The sequence below is a fragment of the Psychrobacter sp. Cmf 22.2 genome (genome assembly GCF_001921745.1).
In the GTDB taxonomy this organism is placed as follows: domain Bacteria; phylum Pseudomonadota; class Gammaproteobacteria; order Pseudomonadales; family Moraxellaceae; genus Psychrobacter.
Genome location: NZ_MRYA01000001.1, coordinates 270,985 through 293,113, shown reverse-complemented (window position 1 = coordinate 293,113; position 22,129 = coordinate 270,985). Strand labels below are relative to the sequence as shown.

General features: G+C 44.3%; 20 protein-coding genes. 13 read left to right on the top strand and 7 right to left on the bottom strand.

Annotated elements, in window-relative coordinates:
• Positions 1-824 precede the first annotated feature (824 nt).
• The gene (uvrA, locus tag BTV98_RS01255; protein WP_058369337.1) at positions 825-3,731 is read left to right on the top strand and encodes an excinuclease ABC subunit UvrA; all 2,907 of its coding nucleotides are present in this window, start codon (positions 825-827) and stop codon (positions 3,729-3,731) included.
• Positions 3,732-4,137: 406 nt separating this feature from the next.
• Entirely contained in the window at positions 4,138-4,557 is a 420-nt protein-coding gene (locus tag BTV98_RS01250) for a transposase (RefSeq protein WP_256713810.1), read from the top strand.
• Between the two features lie 95 nt (positions 4,558-4,652).
• Here the strand turns inward: BTV98_RS01250 and BTV98_RS01245 are convergent, their stop codons facing one another.
• Positions 4,653-4,934, bottom strand: coding sequence for a DUF503 domain-containing protein (locus BTV98_RS01245; protein ID WP_058369339.1), 282 nt, complete (start codon positions 4,932-4,934; stop codon positions 4,653-4,655).
• A gap of 130 nt (positions 4,935-5,064) precedes the next feature.
• Between BTV98_RS01245 and BTV98_RS01240 the strand changes: the two genes are divergently transcribed.
• From BTV98_RS01240 to BTV98_RS01225, 4 genes are all read left to right on the top strand, one after another.
• Positions 5,065-5,865 (top strand): threonine/serine exporter ThrE family protein, encoded by an 801-nt coding sequence (locus BTV98_RS01240; RefSeq protein ID WP_075102747.1) that lies wholly within the window; start codon positions 5,065-5,067, stop codon positions 5,863-5,865.
• 1 nt (position 5,866) lies between these two features.
• Positions 5,867-6,319, top strand: a complete 453-nt coding sequence (locus BTV98_RS01235) for a threonine/serine exporter family protein (RefSeq protein WP_010201359.1) — start codon at positions 5,867-5,869, stop codon at positions 6,317-6,319.
• A gap of 293 nt (positions 6,320-6,612) precedes the next feature.
• Positions 6,613-7,968 carry a glutathione-disulfide reductase gene (gorA, locus tag BTV98_RS01230; RefSeq protein ID WP_075102746.1) on the top strand — a complete coding sequence of 452 codons (1,356 nt, stop codon included), beginning with the start codon at positions 6,613-6,615 and terminating at the stop codon, positions 7,966-7,968.
• A 254-nt stretch (positions 7,969-8,222) separates the two neighbouring features.
• The gene (locus tag BTV98_RS01225; protein ID WP_256713809.1) at positions 8,223-8,465 is read left to right on the top strand and encodes a hypothetical protein; all 243 of its coding nucleotides are present in this window, start codon (positions 8,223-8,225) and stop codon (positions 8,463-8,465) included.
• Between the two features lie 29 nt (positions 8,466-8,494).
• Here the strand turns inward: BTV98_RS01225 and BTV98_RS01220 are convergent, their stop codons facing one another.
• Positions 8,495-9,106, bottom strand: coding sequence for a GNAT family N-acetyltransferase (locus BTV98_RS01220; RefSeq protein ID WP_075102745.1), 612 nt, complete (start codon positions 9,104-9,106; stop codon positions 8,495-8,497).
• A gap of 91 nt (positions 9,107-9,197) precedes the next feature.
• A complete protein-coding gene (locus BTV98_RS01215) occupies positions 9,198-10,835 on the bottom strand; it encodes an FAD-dependent oxidoreductase (protein WP_058369343.1) in 1,638 nt (545 codons plus the stop codon).
• A gap of 371 nt (positions 10,836-11,206) precedes the next feature.
• On the opposite strand from BTV98_RS01215, the gene truD reads away from it, so the two are divergent.
• The gene (gene truD / locus BTV98_RS01210) at positions 11,207-12,466 is read left to right on the top strand and encodes a tRNA pseudouridine(13) synthase TruD (RefSeq protein WP_082638052.1); all 1,260 of its coding nucleotides are present in this window, start codon (positions 11,207-11,209) and stop codon (positions 12,464-12,466) included.
• 40 nt (positions 12,467-12,506) lie between these two features.
• On the opposite strand, the gene BTV98_RS01205 is transcribed toward truD, so the two are convergent.
• Together BTV98_RS01205 and BTV98_RS01200 are read right to left on the bottom strand one after the other, a co-directional pair.
• Positions 12,507-14,033, bottom strand: coding sequence for a diguanylate cyclase (locus tag BTV98_RS01205; RefSeq protein WP_227511777.1), 1,527 nt, complete (start codon positions 14,031-14,033; stop codon positions 12,507-12,509).
• 352 nt (positions 14,034-14,385) lie between these two features.
• Complete coding sequence (locus BTV98_RS01200) at positions 14,386-15,270, bottom strand: PHP domain-containing protein (protein WP_058369344.1); 885 nt, start codon at positions 15,268-15,270, stop codon at positions 14,386-14,388.
• Positions 15,271-15,460: 190 nt separating this feature from the next.
• Between BTV98_RS01200 and BTV98_RS01195 the strand changes: the two genes are divergently transcribed.
• The 6 genes from BTV98_RS01195 to BTV98_RS01170 all read left to right on the top strand — a co-directional run bounded on the left by BTV98_RS01195 (position 15,461) and on the right by BTV98_RS01170 (position 20,405).
• Entirely contained in the window at positions 15,461-16,012 is a 552-nt protein-coding gene (locus BTV98_RS01195; protein WP_058369345.1) for an inner membrane-spanning protein YciB, read from the top strand.
• Between the two features lie 192 nt (positions 16,013-16,204).
• Positions 16,205-16,534 carry a YciI family protein gene (locus tag BTV98_RS01190; protein WP_058369346.1) on the top strand — a complete coding sequence of 110 codons (330 nt, stop codon included), beginning with the start codon at positions 16,205-16,207 and terminating at the stop codon, positions 16,532-16,534.
• A complete protein-coding gene (locus BTV98_RS01185; RefSeq protein WP_058369347.1) occupies positions 16,531-16,974 on the top strand; it encodes a hypothetical protein in 444 nt (147 codons plus the stop codon). The genes BTV98_RS01190 and BTV98_RS01185 overlap by 4 nt, the downstream gene beginning before the upstream one ends.
• A 186-nt stretch (positions 16,975-17,160) precedes the next feature.
• Positions 17,161-19,152, top strand: a complete 1,992-nt coding sequence (gene mnmC / locus BTV98_RS01180; protein WP_227511778.1) for an FAD-dependent 5-carboxymethylaminomethyl-2-thiouridine(34) oxidoreductase MnmC — start codon at positions 17,161-17,163, stop codon at positions 19,150-19,152.
• A 103-nt stretch (positions 19,153-19,255) separates the two neighbouring features.
• On the top strand, positions 19,256-19,693 hold the full coding sequence (locus BTV98_RS01175; RefSeq protein ID WP_058369348.1) for a secondary thiamine-phosphate synthase enzyme YjbQ: 438 nt from the start codon (positions 19,256-19,258) through the stop codon (positions 19,691-19,693).
• Between the two features lie 76 nt (positions 19,694-19,769).
• Positions 19,770-20,405 (top strand): hypothetical protein, encoded by a 636-nt coding sequence (locus BTV98_RS01170; protein WP_075102744.1) that lies wholly within the window; start codon positions 19,770-19,772, stop codon positions 20,403-20,405.
• Positions 20,406-20,510: 105 nt separating this feature from the next.
• Here the strand turns inward: BTV98_RS01170 and BTV98_RS01165 are convergent, their stop codons facing one another.
• Both BTV98_RS01165 and ubiA read right to left on the bottom strand, forming a co-directional pair.
• On the bottom strand, positions 20,511-21,179 hold the full coding sequence (locus BTV98_RS01165; protein ID WP_058369444.1) for a DUF4112 domain-containing protein: 669 nt from the start codon (positions 21,177-21,179) through the stop codon (positions 20,511-20,513).
• A complete protein-coding gene (gene ubiA, locus BTV98_RS01160) occupies positions 21,172-22,089 on the bottom strand; it encodes a 4-hydroxybenzoate octaprenyltransferase (RefSeq protein WP_058369445.1) in 918 nt (305 codons plus the stop codon). The genes BTV98_RS01165 and ubiA overlap by 8 nt, the downstream gene beginning before the upstream one ends.
• Positions 22,090-22,129: the final 40 nt, after the last annotated feature.

Sequence of the window (22,129 nt, the reverse complement as noted above, 5' to 3'; positions counted from 1 at the left end):
ACTTGCCTCACTGCTTTTATCGTTATTGATCTATCATATCTATCTGACTTTCAACGATGTAATGTCATCGATACAGACTTATGCGATCAGCCTAACTTGTCAATCAAGCCCCACAGTATAAAACATTCGCTCCTTGGTTGCCGAAACTTTTACCTGCTCACCAAGGCAGCCTATAGTCGCCTCTCTCTAAAAGTAGACTGACCATAGACTATCTATTCGCAACCCATTTATCTTACTAGACAGTTTTGTTACTAAGTGCATCTAATACAGAATCATACCTTGAATAATGGCACTTGCATGACAATAAAGTAAAACGTTATACAAAATATGATAAAAAAACATCCGAATAGAATAATTTTACGAACATGAGCAATGTTATCGTAATCTGTGTTGTATAACATTTAAAAATGTAGAATCGGCTTAATAGTATACTTTTAATATGAGTCTATCTTCTTGTAAAGCTAGAGTATTAACTGACTACTTTATACAAAATTAAAAACTGACTTAGTTGTTAAAAAAAGTATCAAAAACTTAGCAACCAAACAACAATCTTATTAATTATCCTTTAATTTGAACTTTTGTTAATTTTAGCTTTCAATATTTTGACAAAAAGAATGGCTTAACATTTGAATAAGTAGTACTTGATAAACAGTTGATGCAGCTATTTTCATAAATAGCCGTCATAAAATTTTATGACTTACAATTAAGTGCGTTATATTTAAATGAAGTAGCATCCTTATGTCATTTAATTTGTTTCACATTTTATGACCATACACATATAGTTGTTTTAATAACGTTTTTAGCAAATAGGAAACCTGTAACCGATGGCAAATGACCACATTGCAATACGCGGCGCCCGCACTCATAACCTAAAAAACATCGATCTGGACATCCCACGTGATAAGTTCGTGGTAATTACAGGCTTATCTGGCTCTGGTAAGTCGTCTTTGGCATTTGACACCCTATATGCTGAAGGACAACGCCGTTATGTCGAAAGCCTGTCCGCCTATGCGCGTCAGTTTTTATCACAAATGGAGAAGCCCGAAGTCGATAGTATTGAAGGACTCTCTCCTGCCATTGCCATTGAGCAAAAATCAACCAATCATAATCCGCGCTCAACCGTCGGAACGATTACGGAGATTTACGATTATTTGCGCCTGCTTTATGCCCGTATCGGCACGCCTTATTGCCCTGAGCATGGCGAACCCATGGTTGCCCAATCAGTGACTGAAATGGTCGATCAGGTCATGGCATTGCCTACTGATACCAAGCTTATGATACTGGCTCCTGTGATTCGTGAGCGCAAAGGCGAGCATACAGTCTTGCTCGAGCAATTAATTGGACAAGGCTTTGTGCGCGTGCGTGTCGATGGCGACGTCTATGATACTGACGAGCTACCCACGCTCGATAAAAAGAAAAAACACACCATCGAAGTCGTCGTCGATCGCTTTAAAGTCCGTGACGACTTGGGTAACCGTGTCGCTGAAAGTTTGGAGACTGCCCTGCGCTTGGGTCAAGGTCTTGTCACGCTACACTTTATGGATGGCAATCCTACCGAGGGCGGGGACGCCAATCAAGTCATGTCGTCGAAGCACTCATGCCCTGTCTGTGACCGAGCAGTACCTGAGCTTGAACCGCGGATGTTTAGTTTTAACAACCCATACGGCGCTTGCCCAAGCTGCGATGGTTTAGGTAAACGTCAGTACTTCGCTGCTGAGAAGCTGATTACCCATCATGAAAAATCGCTCAACCAAGGCGCAATCAATGGTTGGGACAAACGTCATGCGTACTATTTTGGTCTGCTCTCTACCGTCTGCAAGCACTTTGACATCGATATGGATACGCCATGGCAAGCGCTGTCATCAAAGCAGCAAGACCTTATCATGCACGGCTCTGGTAAGGAAAAGCTGTCCTTTAACTTCACCGATGAGCGTGGTCGTAAGACCAATAAGACGGTACCATTTGAAGGCGTACTGCCCTATCTTGAGCGTCGTTATGCCAAGACCCAAAGTAACCTTGTGCGTGATGAGCTGGCAAAGTATCTGGCTGATACTACCTGTAACGTCTGCGATGGTGCGCGTCTCAATGAAATTTCACGCAACGTGCGGGTCGATGAGCAAACTATCGCTGAGATCGTTAAGCTGTCCATTGGCGATGCAGCTGATTACTATAAAACCTTAAAGATTGGCGGTCATAAAGGCGAAGTCGCAGAAAAAATCTTTAAAGAGATTAATGAGCGCTTGAACTTCCTCGTCAGTGTCGGGCTAGATTATCTGACCCTTGCTCGCTCTGCCGAGACGTTATCGGGCGGGGAGGCACAGCGTATCCGTCTTGCCAGCCAAATCGGAGCGGGTCTCATGGGCGTGATGTATGTACTCGATGAGCCATCTATTGGTTTGCATCAGCGTGACAATGATCGCTTGCTTAAAACCCTAACGCGGCTGCGTGACTTGGGTAATACCGTCCTTGTCGTCGAGCACGACGAAGACGCCATACGTCAAGCCGATCACGTCATCGATATCGGTGTCGGTGCCGGCGTGCACGGCGGTCACATCATCGCGCAAGGTACGATCGATGAGATCATGGCGACCCCAGACTCGCTGACCGGACAATACATGTCTGGTGAGAAAAAAATTGAAATTCCTACCATTCGTCATAAGGCTAAAACAGTAGAAGTTGAAGCTAAAGGTAAAGCCAAACCCAAAAAAGTACCGATGACGATTGAGCTAAAAGGCGCTTCTGGTAATAATCTAAAAGATGTCGATCTGAGCTTGCCAGTTGGTGTGATGACCTGTATCACTGGCGTATCAGGCTCGGGTAAATCAACCTTGATCAACCGTACCTTGATGCCGATTGCAGCGACTCAGTTGAACAATGCGTCTACCCTTATCGCGGATAAACATGACAGCATCAGTGGCCTTGAGCATTTGGACAAAATGGTCGATATCGACCAAAGCCCAATCGGTCGTACGCCGCGCTCAAACCCTGCGACCTATACAGGAGTATTTACCCCTGTACGTGAAATGTTCGCCCAAACGCAAGAAGCCCGCGCACGTGGTTATAAACCAGGTCGCTTTAGCTTCAACGTAAAAGGCGGTCGCTGTGAGATGTGTCAAGGCGATGGTCTCATCAAAGTTGAGATGCACTTTTTGCCTGATATGTATGTGCCGTGTGATACCTGCGAAGGCAAACGCTATAATCGCGAAACTTTAGAGATTCACTATAAAGGCAAGAGCATCGCTGAAGTGCTCGATATGACCGTTGAAGATGCCACTGAGTTCTTCTCAGCGATCCCAGCGATTTATCGCCGTCTACAAGCGCTCATGGATGTCGGTCTTGGCTATATTCGCTTGGGTCAGTCTGCGCCGACGCTGTCTGGCGGTGAAGCACAGCGGGTCAAACTGGCACGTGAGCTTGCTAAACGCGATACGGGGCAAACGCTGTATATCTTGGATGAGCCGACTACTGGTTTGCATTTCCATGATATTGATAAGCTGCTCAATATCTTACATGCCCTACGTGATAAAGGTAATACCATCGTGGTCATCGAGCACAATCTTGACGTTATCAAAACGGCCGATTGGGTCATTGATCTTGGTCCTGAAGGCGGTAAAGGTGGCGGACTGATTATTGCGGAAGGAACGCCAGAGGAAGTGGCAGAAGTGAAAGGCTCGTATACGGGTGAGTTCTTAAAGCCGATGCTTAAGCAGGGGTTAAAAGAAGTCAGCTAAGACAGGTTAGTGAATGATTGATAAAAGGCCACTCTTTAGGGAGTGGCCTTTTTTATAGTAGAAGTTTGTAGATAATCCTACCAATTACCTTTATTTTTCTAAATGATACAAACTTCTTCAACGCTAAAGGTATTAGCTCGTAGGTTGGGTTGACGAAGGAAACCCAACGATTCATATTATACAAAATTATCTATGTTGGGTCTCGTTCCTCGACACCAACCTACCTTGCATTGTTCATAGTTAACATTGAATCCATCGTAGGTTGAGTGGAGCTTGCGACACCCAACAAAATTAAGTACTATCAGCTATCAATTATCATTTTTAGAATGGCATGCAATATCGAAGGCACTATCAAAAAGGAGCAACCTACTTTTTCACTATCAACCTAGCTGATAGGTCTAGCGATTTGCTAGTCAAAGAAATTGCAACACTTAGACACTCCTTCAAACTCGTTAAACAAAAACACCCCTTCTACATTGATGCCATTGTTATCTTGCCAGACCATTTGCATATGTTATGTACTATGCCAAATAATGATGCAGACTTCTCTAAACGAATAAAACTCATTAAATATTACTTTTCTTATAATATTGCCAAAACAGAATCTATTTCGAGTAGTAGACTTAAAAAAAGCGAGCGTGGTATTTGGCAACGTCGATTTTGGGAGCATTGCATTCGCGATGAATCAGACTATCGAGCACATATTGACTATATTCATATGAACCCTATTAAACATGGGTATGTTAAACAGGTTAAAGACTGGCAATATTCTTCATTTCATCGATTTGTGGCAGATGGCTTGCTTCCTATCAATTGGGGCGGGTGAGGATATTCTTTTTTAAAGTAAATGTTGGGTGTCGCAAGCTCCACCCAACCTACAAGTTAGATATTTTTTAGAGTTAAAATATAAAACCAACTCACCTAAATAAACTCCCGCTCAACATTCATCACCCGCGCATCTACTGTCCGCTCTATCTTCTCTTCGATTTGACTGCATTGCGACTCGACCTCACGCTTAGACAGCCCCACTATCACAAACGTCCACTCGCTGGCATCATGCCGATCACGCTCACCGCTTTCACAGACAGCGATGCTTGGCGTATTGCCAAAGCGCGCATGCAATCCGCCCATCCGTTGACGCTTTTCTTTTAGTGAGCTACAGCCCGGTAGCGCAAAAGTTAGGGTTAAGATAGCGATATGCATTTTGTGCTCCTTACCAAAAAAGTTTATACTTTATAGTAGCATCAAATATAATGTCCGATAATGCCTGCGCGTCAGCATCTAGACCCTTTATAATAGCGTACCAATACCAACCAACATACGTATCTCGCCCATGACCTCTATCAGCTACGTACAGCAGCAGCGCATCACTCGACTATGCGTGCGCTGCGGATTACTTCTTATGCAGTATGGCGCTGAGTCTGCTGTGGTGGTGGACTTGTCTAAACGTTTGGGATTTGCTTTGGGCATGAGTAGCGTCGAATGTTCGCTTAATTTTAATGCCATTACCTTGACGACCATCTGTAATGAACGCTGTATCACCACTACCAGAGATACGATCAATCAAAGCATTAATGTCAATTTGCTGGTACAAATCCAGCAAATCGTTAATAAAACCGAAGCTGCGAAGCGTAATGACAAGCTACAGTCTGAGCTGACTGACCGCACCACCCGTGCCTTTGATGAGTTAGATAAAGCAGTATACCCAACGTGGCTGGTAGGCATATTCGTTGGTGCATCTTGTGCTGCGTTTGCGAATCTTAACGGCGGTAGCTTATCGATTACCGCCGTAACCTTTATCGCAGGCATGGTAGCGATGTTTACCCGCATATATTTGGCTAAGCACCATTTCAATCCCTTTATCACGGTCATCGTGACGGCTTTTATCGCCTCTTTAATTGGGGCGACGACTTACTATTTTGATATTGGTAATAATGCTGATATTGCGGTTGCCTCGAGCGTGCTATTACTGGTGCCAAGCTTTCCTTTGATTAACTCTTTCTCAGACATTCTAAAGGGCTATGTCAATATCGGCGTTGGACGTGCCGTGTTTACGTATATGTTGACTTTGTCAGCGTGCGTTGGCATCGTGATGGCACTGGTTTTACTGCAAATACAACACTGGGGGTTTTGATATGTGGTTCATCGAAACCGTGGTGCTGTCATGTATTATTACCCTTGGTTGGACGCTGATGTTTAGCGTACCCAAACGCTATATTTTGCCCTGTTTGCTGATGACTGCATTTGGCTTTGGGCTAAAAACAGCGCTTGTCTATCAGCACGTACATCTGGTGGTAGCCAGCTTTTTTGGGGCGATGCTTGCCAGCTTTTTGGGCGTTTATTTTTCTAAAAAATATACCCTACCGCCCAAAGCATTAATCTCGCCAAGCGTCATTTGTATGATGCCAGGTATTGCTGCTTATAAAGCAATGGTCAGTATGGTACAGATAGGTTATTTTGGCTTTTCGGACGAATTATTTAGTCAAATGATGGTGTATTTGTTTGAGGCTTTGTTTGTGACCTCAGGATTGGTGCTGGGCCTGTCTATTCCCGGACTGTTATTTTATAGACGGCGTGCCATTGTTTAAGTGAGTTTAGATAGGTTTAAATGAAATTATTCTGTGTTGGGCTATTTTTACTTAAAGACTTTTATAAATTGAGCCTTAGCTCTCAACTTGGGTAAAATGTTGGGCTAAAACCCAGCCTACGCCAAGAAAAATAAATAATTGAGATTGGATTATTAATACTACTTGGCACGCCTTAAGCATGAAAAAACTTGTAAGATATACTCTCATACCCATTACAGTAAAGCTCACAATAAAACTAAAAAACAATCGCGTTCATACTATTCATCACAAGCATTGATTAAAGAGACTTAACCATGACAAAACATTATGACTATATCGCCATTGGTGGCGGTAGCGGCGGCATTGCCTCAATCAACCGCGCGGCAAGCTATGGCAAAAAATGCGCTATTATCGAAGCGGAGCAGTTAGGCGGCACTTGCGTCAATTGGGGCTGTGTGCCCAAAAAGGTGATGTGGTACGGTGCGCAAGTGGCCGAAGCAATTGAGAAGTATGCGCCAGATTATGGCTTTGATGTCGAGTTAAAGGGCTTTGATTTTCAAAAGCTAGTCAATAGTCGCCAACAATATATCCAAAACATTCACCGCGCTTATGATAATAACTTAGCCAAAAATGGCGTGGAAGTGATAAAAGGTTTTGCCAAGTTTGTCGATACCAATACGGTCGAAGTCAATGGCGAGCATATCACGGCTGATCATATTTTGATCGCAACGGGCGGTCATCCTATTAAGCCAAATATTAAAGGCGCAGAATACGGTATTGATTCTGACGGTTTTTTTGCCTTAAATGCTTTGCCAAAACGGGTGGCCATCGTCGGGGCAGGATATATCGCCGTTGAAATCGCTGGCGTGCTCAACAGCCTGGGTGCTGAGGTGCATCTGTACGTCCGTCAACACTCGCCGCTACGCTCATTTGACCATACTATCGTGGAGACATTGCTGATAGAGATGGAGCAGGATGGCATTCAATTGCACACCGATACCACACTAACGGAAGTCAATAAAAAAGAAGATGGCTGTTTAGAGTTATTTACCAAAGACGGCGCTCTTGATACCGTAGATTGTTTGATTTGGGCGATTGGTCGCGCGCCTTCTACTGATGGTATTAACTTGGAAGTGACAGGTATAGAGACGACTGATAACGGTAAAATCAAAGTCGATAAATTCCAAAATACCAACGTTGAGGGCATTTACGCAGTCGGTGACATTATCGAAAACAGCATTGATTTGACCCCTGTTGCTATCGCGGCGGGTCGTAGGCTATCTGAGCGCTTGTTTAATGACAAAACCGATGAGCATTTGGTTTATGACTTGATACCGACAGTTATCTTTACCCATCCGCCTATTGGCACGATTGGCTTGTCTGAGATTGATGCGGTCAATCACTTTGGTAAAGACAACATTAAATGCTATACCTCAACATTTACTTCTATGTACAGCGCAGTGACGCAGCACCGCCAAAAGTGCGTGATGAAACTGGTGTGCTTAGGCGAAGATGAAAAAGTCATCGGCTTGCACGGCATCGGCTTTGGTGTCGATGAGATGATTCAAGGCTTTGCGGTAGCGATCAAGATGGGCGCGACCAAGGCTGACTTTGACAATACGGTCGCCATTCATCCTACTGGTTCAGAAGAGTTTGTGACGATGCGTTAATTTGTTAGATATAATCAATCCACTATAAAATAAATACAGTGTTACTGGGATAAATTTTGCGCAGCCTCTGTCAGCGTAGACACAGCAAGCAAGTAAAATTTATATCAGTGACACGTTATAATGTTTGGACTCTTTTTATTTAAGATTAACGATATTAATAGCAAAAAGGCTGTTCTTTATAGAATAGACTTTTTTATTACCTATTTTTGATTTAGCGTAGCGTCAGATACAGACAGCACAATCATGATACTGCTATGATGCGCTTAATAGAAGCCGTTTGTGAGATGACTGTGTGGCAAGTATACCTCTATATTTTACCAATTGGCCTTGGGATTATGACGTTAGCGGCAAGCTTACTGTGCTTGTTTGCCTACCTTATGTCGGATGACCCTGCCACGCGTTTGCCTGCTTTTAACTGGTTTAAGCGTTTAATTATTGTGGCATTTATTCTACTAAGCGTTGGGCTGTTTATGACCTTTGGGCATTTTTGGGGTTAGCTCAAGTCTGATACAATTAAAGCCAACCTTTATGAGCTAACGATTTTCTCTAATTCTAATAATGCTAAGTCTTGACGCTTCGGTTCGCCATTATTGCCGTCATCTGGGAACGGCATCTTATTACCATTCAACTGATAGCCGCGGCGCTGGTAGTAAGCCAAGAGCTCAGGACGATGACTTAAGATAGACATGGTCAGACGACTTGGTCGATTGTTACCTTGTAAATGCCGCTCTGCAAACGTCTCGGCGGCTTGTAGTATCACATTGCCTACGCCCGCTCCTTGCAAGTCTGGATGTACCGCAAACATACCAATATAGGCTTTTTCATTTGCGTCAGCGTCGACTTTTATATCAACGGCAATACAACCCAACAGCTCGTCAGTTTCATCGCCATCGCACGTCCCTGTTGTGGTTTTTGGATAAACAAACAGATAGTGTTTTGGATTATCGATGATACTTGCCAGCTCAGCTTGAGTGATGCGAATGCCGCCAACTAAATCCGCTTCATTGGTCCAGCCTGCGGTTTCTCTATAACAGCGATTTAATAGCTGTTCAAGTGCGCCAATATCATCCGCTTTGGCTTGCCGTAAAAACACAGCGTCCTTACTTATATGGTTTTTATTTATAATCTCTTTATTCATACTCTGTGATATCCCTTTACTATTACGATATAAAAAGCTGACTTGGATAATCAAGCCAGCTTTAATAGTAAACCTTATCCGCCTGTAAATGCTAGCGCGATAACGCCTGCGCTTGTTCGATAATATCGTATCCTGCATTAATTTGCGCTCGCGTTGGTGCATGACCACGACGCAGCAGCTCACTAAAAGCGACCAACTCTTTGTCCCGCCCCAGTGAGATGGCAGCGCTTGCACGGGAGTTATCCTCCTCATCATCAAAGTAGTATTCGATACAGTCAAACTTGCTTGGTGTGCCAAACACAATACCGTTATCAGGAGTCGCTGCATGACCACTATAGCGCAGGCTATTACCGTACTGCGCCGACCAAAAGAACGGAATACGCTCTTCTAAAGCATTGACATTATCTTCATTCAAGATAGCCGCTGCCGCTACGATACCATGCTGCAACGCTACCCGCCAATGCTCTATACGCATGCGCCCCATCTGATTGGGAGCTTTGGCAATATCGCCAAGTGCATACACCCCATCACGCAGCTGCAAGTGATCGTCCACTTGCACGCCGTCAGGATCGTTCACCTCATTTAAAATCTCGGTACGTGGTGCTACGCCTGTACCTAATATAACCACATCTACTGCAATCGTACTGCCATCAGACAGTTTTACCCCACTCACTTCACCATTATCACTATTGATCGCATCGACGCCCGCACCAAAGGCAAAGGTGACGCCTTTTTCTTTATGCAAATCAATCAAAGCATTACTGATGCTCTCTGATACGATATTACTCATAACCCGAGCGCTACGCCCGATAATGGTGATAGAGGCGATATTTCCTGCTTGCATAAGTGATGACGCCACTTCCATACCGATAAAGCCCGTACCGACGATGACGACATGTTTACCGCTACTGGCCGCTTTAATGGCTTTGGCATCATCTAAGTCGCGCAGGGTATAAACGCCTTTGGCATCAGCGCCTTTAAATGCTGGTACTTTTGGCTGTGCCCCTGTCGCTACGACTAAAAAGTCTGCGGTTTGTTTTTCGTTCTCACCACTTTCATTTTCAATAACGATCGTTCGCTCATTAGGTTGAATGTCACTAACCGTTTGGTTTAAGCGTAGATCAATATTATTTCTATCAGCCCAATTCGGACCACCAAAAAACAGTTTATCTTCGTCTATCTGCCCGGCCATAAATGCTTTAGATAATAATGGTCGATTATAAGGTGCATTATCGTCAGCGCTAACAATGGTAATGTTGCCACCATAACCGGTATGGCGTAGCTGATGAGCAGTCATAAAACCCGCACCGCCGCCGCCCACGATAATAGTATGTGTATCAGTCAGCTTATCGTTATCTACTCGTTTATCTATCTTCGCTGATGTATTGACAGTTAAGCTATCGCCTTCATCTGTCAGCTCGTATTGGGTCAGCCCACGCATAGCAACTGGCTCTAACAGCCTCCCATCACGGCTATCAAAAGTGCCATGATGCCACGGGCAGACCACTCGATTACCACAGCGCATGCCATCACCTAAATCTGCACCAACGTGAGGACATCTGCCATCGAAAGCAAAAAACTCATCCTCATCGCGGGTAATTAAAATGATACTATCGTCATCTTGTTTGTAGGATTTCATACCGCCATTTGGGATATCAGATTTTTTGATGGTTACTAGATTTTTGGCAGCGATTTTATTATCGTCTTGGTTACTATTCACTTGGCTCATAGGTTATCCTTAACAGTTATCATTGCTTCCTAAATAAAACGTGTGGAGATAGTCGCTATACTAAAACGCAAGGGTACTGCGAACTACCATGCATTACTGAGATGAATTTTATGAAGCCTCTGTCTGCTATCTACGCTAAGCGAGAAAATTTGTACCAGTCACGTATCATAATGTCATCTATCCATTTTATTTAGTATCAACCATACATATAAAAAAACAGTTATATTGATAGTAACAATAACACTTAGCGTACGCTGTTTATTTGTATGTTCGCTGCGTTGCAAAACGTAATTCTCTAATACTTACTGGCCTTTGACGAATAGCTCTACCCTTTCAAGCTAAAACTCATAATCAAAATACAAGACGACTTTATGACTTCTCAAGATAACTGGAACGAAATAACAGATAAATCTATTTCTCAGCCTGCTTTAAACCATCAGCCAGCTAATAACGAGCTGGCTATTACAAATGATGATACTGCACACATCGATATCAAAGCCGCGACAGATACCGCACAGCTCCCGCAGCCAGTACCGCCGCCTATCAAACAAGCGACTTACAAGTCCCATAACACAGATTTTGTTGTCAACGAACTCTTGCCACTCGACTTCACTGGCGAAGGCGAGCATCTATGGCTACATATTGAAAAATCAGGGATAAATACGGCGTATTTGGCAAAATTGCTATCAGAATGGGCAGAGATTCCGTTGCGTGATGTCGGTTATTCGGGCCTCAAAGACCGTCACGCACTGACGACGCAGTGGTTTAGCCTGCGAATACCCAAAAAGCAGTTGCCTGCGACTGAGTTTGCGCCAGTAGATATCGGTGAGCGTGAGTCGGTCACCATCATTGCCCAGCATTGGCATAATAAAAAATTAGGACGCGGCACGCATAGGGCCAATCAGTTTATTATCACCTTACGTAATATTAAATTAGAAGGTAGCGATAAGGCATCAGTAGATCAGCATTTGCAAAATATCAGCGCAAGCGGTGTGCCCAATTACTTTGGCCCGCAGCGCTTTGGATGGCATGGTAACAATATCACAGAGGCTTTGAGACTGTTTGCCCGTCCAGCACCTGCCTTTAAACCTCAGACAAAAAAGAGCAAACGTAAACGCGTACCACGCGAGCAAAACGCGATGGAGCTATCTGCCGCGCGCAGCTTACTATTTAATGAGATATTGGCAGCCAGAGTCCGCGCAGGCAACTGGAATACCGGACTTGCCGGTGAAGTGTTTAATTTAGATGGTTCAGGTTCGATATTTGCCAGTGAAGAGATAGACGAGTCGCTGTGTGCGCGTGTTGCCAGTGGTGATATTCATCCAACTGGTGTGCTTTGGGGCGTGGGTAACGACAAAGTCAGCGGCACAGCAGCTCAGCTTGAAAATGATGTGATACAAAATAATCCACTGCTGACGCAGCTAGCAGCAGGCTTAGAGCAGCGCGATGTCAAAGCCCAGAGACGCGCGCTGCGATTACCAATTGAGGCGCTAAGCTGGGAGTGGCGGGAGGAACAAAACAGTGATAAGCAAATGCTGGTATTAAACTTTACTTTGACGACTGGCAGCTTTGCGACCAGTGTATTGGCAAGCTTGGTACAACAGCTAAACATCTCATCGCCGAGTGTATAAAGATTAGCTGCTTTTTTTGAGCCATACTGATCATAACCAATCAAGTACCTGTTTTTTGGCTACTGTTTTTTCGGCTACTATATAGTGGCTTAATATTGTCTTTTGCTACTATCATATCGTTGGCACTGACGACTTGATTACGACCGCGATCTTTGGCTTCATACAATGCTTTGTCTGCGATTCTGATTAAACGCTGACAAATATCACTAGGCAACTGGGCGCGTCGCAGCTCTGATGCTGTTATAGATGCGCGATTGCTCTTACGTGACTTAATCGCTGGCAACTTCGTTAATGATGACGTGGTCATCGTCTCTTTCAATTTTATAGCCGTATATCTTTGTTTGATACATGCTCGCTCCGTATGAGTCAGTGTATAAAGCCCTAGACTCGCCGTTACACTAAAGCTTAAGCTATGATCTATTTGAAACACATGAGCCGCAATATCGCAACGCAGCTGTTCTGCAATAGCCATCGCCAGATCATGGGTCATATCAGGTAAGACGATTAAAAACTCTTCACCACCGTAACGGCTGACAATATCTGTCTCAGTGAGCTTATCTGTTAAGGTATTTGCAACTTCTTTTAATACATGATCGCCGACATCATGACCATAATTATCGTTAATGTCTTTAAACAGATCTAAATCGAGTAAGATTACGGTATAATCTTGATTTTTGGTGAGTTTGGCTAGCGTTTGGCGCATTTTAGTTAGGCCATAGCGGCGATTTTTTAGACCTGTCAGCTCATCATGATTGGCATGTTGTACGATTTGTTTTTTGCTATTATCCAAAATCAACAACAGCGTACTAAAAATATATACCATAAAAATGGCTTTGGGCAATGCCAAATACATATGCGTTGCACGCCAGAAGAATACTGAAGAGCGCCGAATCTCGTTTATACTATCCCAGCTAAGCGTACCATCTTGAAAAATAGTGGCTTCTATCGCGTTTTCGATACTCGTCATCTCACTATAGGTCTGATAATTATAGGTACCAAGCGGTAACGAGGTAATATTTAATTGACGCATGCTGGGTAAAGTGACCCCCAAATAAGGCAAAATTGCCATCAATACAATCAAATAAACTTGAAACAAGAACGCATACCAAATGTAACGACGGCGTACTAGCATCATCGCAAGCATCGTACCGCCGACGAGCGATACTCCTGAAACCAAGCTGCTATGACCCATGACCAAAACGATGACTGCAATATATAAACCATACACACAGATGAGTACGATTTGCCAATTATGCAGACGCTTATAATCGTCTCTGATACGAGATAAGTGACCTACCATCCACCAAAAGAATATCCCTATGAGCGTTATGATAATCCATATTGGATATAAGAGAGCCATATCCACATAACTATCTAACGCATCTTGTCGTAACCAGACAAATAGAAACCATAGCCAATGCATGATGATTTCCATCACAATGAATATGGCTAACAATGACGCTCTATCCGCAGCTTGCCACTCAAAAATCATTTGAGAAAGTTTTTTGTAGCCTGCTCGGTATATCGATGTAACCATATACGCGTTACCACGTGCATATTTATTCATTCTGTCACCAAGACCAATCCAAACAACATGGTTTGTGATAGGTGCTAACAGACTGATAGATGAGTTTAAAGCAATAAAGGCCTTATGCCTTGATTACTACTACATTGGTACTGAACTTAGGATATGGTAGATGACAATACTTATTAGATTAGACCTTAAATGGTTGATATGCAGTGTAATTTTAAATAAGCCGTCAATTGACGCAGCACTATACTCGTTTTCGTGAACGTAATTCTTACCTGTATAATTCTAGTATGTTTATTATTGATTTTGGCAACTTTCAAATCATTTGGCAATATGATTGTTATCAATGGTCTCTATATATGACATATGGTTAATAATTGCTCAATAATCAATGTCTGGTATTTTGAAAAAGTTGCCAAACGCCCTGTTGTTCAGTTGATAAGTCTGGCACATCTCCAATACGGCGCCATGGCATATTGCTACCATGAAAGTCACTACCAATTGAGGTAGCAAGTCTATGTTCAGCGATACTACGATCGACCATCCGGCGGGTGCTCATCGGCTCACTGGTCGCTGGCAACTCACAAGCATCACCGCCCAGCTCTGCAAACTCAGCGATGAGCTTACGTACACGCGTCGCTGAAAGCTGATAACGCGTTGGATGCGCGAGCACAGCCTTACCGCCGCACGCATGTATCAGCTCAATACCTTCAGCCATACTCAAAGCATCGATCGCCACATAAGCGGGTTTATTGTCAGCCAGATATTTATCAAAGGCTTTTTGCACGGTTTTGACATCACCGCGCTCAAACAACACCTGACCAATATGCGCCCGTCCAACCGCTTGTGGATTGCCACCTGCTTTATCAAGTATGGCTTGCCATAGCTCGTCATAGTCAATATCCAATAGCTCGCTTAGCTTTTTGGTAATTCGCTGACCGCGAGTAGCGCGGCTGTCTTGCAACTGCTGCAGCGTTGCGTGCATTTTATCTAAATCGGTAAAATCAAGTCCGACGATGTGAATGATTTTGTTGGTCGATTTATTTTTTCCATAGCCGCCACTTAGCGTATGCTCACAGCTGATTTCAACACCATTAATAAGTGTCATTCCGTATGCTGTGGCTGTCGCCCTAGCTTCGTCAATGCCCAGTAGTGTATCGTGGTCAGTCAATGCCAGTACATCAACGCCAGCAGCATGGGCACGCTGTACGACATCTGCTGGTGCATACGTGCCATCTGAACAGGTACTGTGGCAATGTAAGTCAATTTTCATAAAGTTGGCCTTAGATTTTGTTACAAATATATAGGATTGTAAAGAGCAGATAGCAGCTCAATAGAAAACGTTAATGAGATTCTCTAACACTTACTCTTATTATCAGTATGTTTGTGATGTTGATTGCTTTTTTTTGCCTCAGTAGACGTGTAAACTACTCACTACGTTTTTGTTGGACATCCCATTTGTTATGAAAGCTTTACTAGACTTCATTCCTTTGATTGCTTTTTTTGTCACTGCTCGTCAAAGTGGTATTTTGGCAGCAGCAGGTGCTTTACTTATTGCAACCATCGTCGTTTATGCAATTCATTTTGTGCGCCAAAAAGGCAAATTTGATAAACAGCAATGGGTGGTATTGATACTAACCATTTTGTTTTGCGGCGGCACACTACTTTTGCGTGATGACATCTATCTGCGCTGGAAATCACCAATTATCAACGGTATCTTTGCATTAACGCTGATTGTCAGTGCTGCGATTAATAAACCCTTGATGCAGCTTGCCATGAAAGATGTCTTTTCGCTCACGATGAGCGGTTGGAAAAAGCTAACCGTCGCTTGGGGACTGTTTTTTGCCTTTATGGGCTTTTTACATTATATCACGGCATTTACAATGTCTGATGAAGCATGGATTAACTTTAAAACTTATGGCTGGATTCCGATTATGTTGGTGTTTGTCATCGCTCAGTTTGCAGTCTTAAAAAAGCATTTAAATCCAGCTTTGACTGACAAGTCTGCAAAATAAAGAAGCATAGCCATATTTTGTGTACTAACACATACGAGTATGATCAATGACGTTTATTTTGCTATTTACCGTTTTATAATAGACGTTGAGCGGTTATTAAATTTCTATCGCTAGAATAATAAACCACTACTATTAAGTCGGCATTATTATAATTTATAACTTTTTATTCCTACTACTAACAAAGGAAGGATCATGTCTTTATTTGCTATTATCGGTCACGACGTTGCCAATAGCAGCGCACAACGTGAAATCACCCGTCCTGAACATGTCGAACGCCTGCAAGCCTTAGACCGTGCAAACCGTCTTATCATCGCAGGTCCAACACCTATCGAGCATGGCTTGGAGGCGATGTCAGGTAGCTTAATCATCGCTGACTTTGAGTCTTTGGAAGACGCGCAAGCATGGGCAAACGATGAGCCTTACTTACGGGATGGTGTATACAGTCATGTAGATATCAGACCCTTTATCCATACCTTGCCAAAAGTAGACGATAGCACCTCAAATAAAGTAGCGAAGTCGTGAATCAGCGTACATTGTCATTAAAAACTTGCTGCTATCAATATAGCCTAGCTAGTGTATTTCTAGCCATCGCTGTGTCAGTGCATGCAGTGCCATCGGTTACAAATACTGATTCGGTAGCGATGTCGACTGCCAGCAACCAAAACACTTCTGTTCAGTCAACACCAAATCAACCAGCGCCTAACCAAACATTGCCAGCTAGCAATACTCTAGCCGCACAGATTCAGCCGTCAAGCCAAGCACTATCGGCTGCCAATCAGCAACTACTTAGCCGTAATGCTCAATTGCAGCGGCAAGTGAATGACTTACAGACGCAAGTGAATGTTTTGGTTTATGAGAGCAAAGGCCAGCTGTTTTTATACGGTGCGTTTACCGTCTTGATTAGCCTGCTTGTTGGTATTTTTATCTCGTGGCTTGTGTTTGTCCGCCGTGAGCGCTGGTAGCTTTTTTTATCGCTTTCTCTAATGTGATCGTCTATGTCTAACGCCTTCCCAAAAAATAGCAGTACATCTGCCTCCTTGCCAGATAAACAGCCAGATAATCAGCCAGATAATCAGCCAGATAATCAGTCGCCAAACATTCACTCACCACAGCCATCTGCCATTCGCCCTGCCAAGATTGACTGGCAAATGGATGACACGGGCAACCAGGTACCGGTATCTGGTGAGTTTGGCGATGTGTATTTTTCGCATGCCGACGGTCTAGCAGAGTCACGTCATGTATTTTCGGCGCATAATCAGCTGCCAAAGAGACTGACAAACCTTGTGCCACATCAATGCTTTAGCATCGCAGAGTTGGGGTTGGGTACTGGGCTAAATTTGTTGGCAACGTGGCAGTTATGGCGAGAGCTGCGTGACATGCATCCGCACTTAGCAACAGCGAAGCTACATTTTATTACTACAGAAAAGCACCCGATACCGCTCACAGACCTCACTCAAATATTAGCTTTATGGGCACAGCGTGCGCCTGAGCTGTCTGTGCTGACTGCGCAGTTTTTAGCGGCTTATCCGCCTCTGATCGCAGGATGTCATCGTCTAAACTTCCTCGATGATAATTTGACTGTCGATATGTGGTTTGGTGATGCTGCGGATAGCTTAGCCAAATTGGCATTAGATACATCTCTACAGCCCGTTCCCTATATCCCAACACCCTATATCGATGCATGGTATTTGGACGGCTTTGCCCCTTCTTGTAATAGTACATTGTGGGCTGAAAACATCTTCGCACAAATACAGCGTCTCTCCTACCTTGGCACGACCGCAGCTACTTATAGCTGCGCCGGTATCGTCAAACGCGCGCTAAAAGACTGCGGCTTTGAGATCAAAAAAGTTAAAGGTTTTGGCCGTAAGCGCGAAATGCTAACGGCTATCGTACCTATGCCTACCGACCTGACAGACGTTAATAACAACGCTCACGACCATGCTAATAATCGATCTGCTGATAGCGTCCATACTGTAATCATTGGCGCTGGCGTCTCTGGACTGCTAACAGCATGGTCACTTGCCAATCGCGGTATCAAGGTTACCTTGACAGACAAATCAGCACCTTTAGCAGGAGCATCGGGCAATCCTCGCGCCCTACTCGCGCCTAAGATGACACCGATTCATCATGTCGATGAGCATCTGCATAGCATCGGTTATCTCTATAGCAGCCGTCTATATCGACAGCTTAATAAAGAGGCTGCAAAGCAAAATACAGCGCCGGTACTCGAGTTAACTGGCGCACTAGATTTGCTGATAAAAGCCAATATCGGCACAGAACAAATTGCAGACTATCCGGATGAGATGGCAACCACGCTATCGCTTGCGCAAGCACAAGAGACTACTGGATTAAAAACGCAAGATTTATCAGAGAATTTGTACTTACCGCAATCCGGTTTGGTCAACCCTCAAGCATTAAAAAATATAATACTGACCCATCCACTCATCCGCTTTCAGCAATTAGACGTTAGCAGTATTAACGAGATGGAAAGCTGTGTTCGTGTTGAAGGCAGTAATCAGGACAAAGGCGCGATGACTATTAGTGCCGATAATGTGGTGATTTGCGCAGCATTTGAGAGTCATAAGCTAGATCGGCGCATTTTTGATTGTCGTAAAATTCGTGGCCAGCTCTCTTGGTTTACGCCGACCGCCGCTGAGCTTACAAACTTACCAAAAGTACCACTCAAATACAGCGGCTACTGTGCCGCCTTTACCGCGCAAGCTGGCGATAACGAGTTAAACGGTGTGGTAGAAGGGGCAGCACATCTATTGTTAGGGGCGAGCTTTATACGTAATGACACAAGCACCGATATTCGTGATGAAGAACATCAAATTAGTCGTGATAAGCTCGTCACTGCCATTCCTGAGATGGAATCTGTTATTCCAGCCGATAGCAGTCTATGGCAGGGGCGCGCCGGCGTTCGAACTCAAACCCCTGATTATCATCCTATCGTAGGACGATTAGCACAAAGCCAGCGTACTTGGGTCATGAGTGCGATGGGCGCTAAAGGCTATGCGTTAGCGCCTATATGCGCTGAAACGCTTGCAGATATGATGCTAGGATCGTTTGCACCATTGTCGGCAGCGATGCTTGCACGACTATCGCCTAATCGCATACGCTTGCAGACGCCGCTTAATTAAAGCCCAAACCTAGTTTCAACTTTGTTATGACTGAGCTTTTCACACTCATGGCTATCTTGTATTATGAATCTATAAAATTGATTCTAATGACAAGAGGTATGCAATGCCCTATCACCAAACCACGCTTACCCTACCCACGTATGCGCGCGGCATTCATATCATAACGCCAATGATTGAAGATGCGCTTGTTGAGCTAATGCCCAATTCACCTAAAGCAGGTCTAGTCCACCTATTTTTACAGCATACCTCAGCCAGTCTCGCTATCAACGAAAATGCTGATCCAGATGTCAGACTAGATACCGAAGATTGGCTGAATAAAATTGCACCAGCCGATCAGCCAGAATATCGCCATACGCTAGAAGGCTCGGACGACTTGCCCGCCCATTTTAAAAGTATAATGCTTGGGGTCAGCTTAACCGTTCCACTTATCAATGGTGCATTGGGATTAGGAATGTGGCAAGGCATATATTTATGCGAGCATCGAGACAACCTTGATAAACATGGCGGACAGCGAAAGCTAGTTATTACCGTAAGCACCTAGTAATAGGTTGCCATTGAACAGCAGATTACTGCTTACTATACTCAAATAACCCATCTTAATGGATAATAACCTCATTATGAAAGCCCCTACTTTAGCTTCATTAAAAACCAAGTCCTACTTACATGTTTTTCCCGTCATTTTGTTTAGTGTACTGATACTAACTGCTTGCCAAAAGTCGCCAGAACCTGAAGCAGCTAATGAGCCACAAGCTGAAACGACCACCGTTCAAAGTACGCCTGTTAATGATGACAGTGATAACAATGATAGTGGTGCACCTATAGACAGCTCTCAAAACTCGGTTGATTCTACCGAAGAGTCAAAGAACGATGTCAGCGTAAGCGAGCTTGAAAACGATATCAAAACCGTAGAAGTAGCACCAAATACAACAGCCGCGACTCCCAACCCCGAACAAGCCATTAAAGGCGCGCAAATCACTGATGTTATTTATAAAAGCGCAGCTGGCGAATCGTTATCCGTCACTTTTGAGACCTCAGCGGCGGGCGTACTCAATGCCATTGTCACCTTGCCCAATAAATCAATGATGACCCTAAGCGCACCAGAAGGCCAAGATAACAACCCAACGTATCACTCTACAGATGGTCATATACAGCTGGTAACTCATGCTGGTGGTAGCAGTATCGACTTGATTGAAAACAATAACGTCAAAAGCTTTGATGCTATCAGTGCTGATGCTGAAGTCGTCACTGAGTAAATTATTAAAAGACAAATAGCTTAAGCCTCTTAAAAATAATATTTTAAGCAATAAAAAAAGGCGGCAAACGTTACGTTCGTGTGCCGCCTTTTTTATTGCTTATTTTTAACCAAAACCCGTAGTCTTGCCAAATACCTCGACCAGCCAACTAATAAGCGCCCACAGTCCCCAAGCAATCACCAAAAGGACGATAAGACCAATGATGTCTGGGATATGCAAATACACCCAAGCCACGATAGGATTGCGCCAAAAGCAACTTTGCTGCTGCTTGTCTTCTAATGATTGATGCAAAAACGGTCGATCCATATGCATGGTTTCGGTGATGCCATACTCATCGTGTAGATGCTTATGGACGATGCCCAAGGTTTTGCGGCTGGGACGTATAAAGATATCCAACAATGTGCCGATACCAGGGACGATGCCTACCACCATATCGATCAATGCCAGTCTGACAGCAGACGTCATCTTATGTGCCGGCACGCCTAGTTGACGTCCTAATATAAAGGCATAGCTGGTCAACGCCAGCCCCGCCAAATCTCCTGCCAACGGAATGGTTGACAGCGCGGCATCAGCGCCCATGCCTTGCTTGGTAAATGGCACACGCACCAATGAGTCCATGGTGTTGGCGAATTTGGCCAGTTTACGCTCGGTGGCGATGACCTGCGCGCGCGTCAGTCCATGCTCAGCCAGATTAGCTTGATAATCGACGCTTGGGCCGTTGGGTTCTACCCGTTTTCCCGCTTTTGACTTTGAGAGCTTGTTGAATTTATCCATTAAAAGTCGTCCATAGACACGCAATTGCAATAAGTGCAAAGACATAGCGCCCGACCCAGATATTGGCCAAAAACGCCTGAAAGCAAGACATTGCATGACGCGTGGCACAGGCGCTGTTTTGCTTAGCAAACATCATCGCCACCAGCGCTAGGCCAAATACTGGCGTGATACCAAGCGACGTCGGTGCAAAATAATGCCACATCACCACGCCCATAATGAGCAAAAATAGCATCTGTAGTAGCGAGATGATAACGACATCATAGCGGCCAAAGAGTATCGCTGTGGATTTAACCCCAATCTTTAGATCGTCCTCACGGTCAGCCATGGCATACTGGGTATCATATGCTACCGTCCAGCACATATAAGCGATAAACAACAGCCAACACCAGATATCAGGCGCGCCTTGTATCGCGACATACGCCATCGGTATCGCCCAGCCAAACGCGGCAGCCAAAAACACTTGCGGCAAATGAGTGTAGCGCTTCATAAAGGGGTAAATAAAGGCCAATATGACCGCTCCTAACGACCAATAAAACACTGCAATAGGCAAGAAAAACAATAAACTGGCGCTGAGTAAGACGAGTATCACAAAAGCAGCAATGGCTTCTTTGGCAGACAAGCGACCATCTGCTAATGGTCGGCCTTTGGTACGAGACACATGACCGTCGACCTTCCGATCGGCAAAGTCATTAATCGCACAACCTGCCGCCCGCATAAAAATCGCCCCGAGCGCAAAGAGGACAAATACGCGCAAACTCGGCAGACCGGCTACTGAGCCCTGCTGCTGAGCCTGACCCATAGCGGCTAGCATCACGCCCCAAAGCGTCGGCCAAAGTAGCAGCTCTATACCGACTGGCTTATCAAAACGTGTTAACTGCAGGTAGGCATGTAGTTTGTCTGAAAATGTCATGGTAGTTTAATTATCATCAATAAAAAGTTAGGTAGGCAGC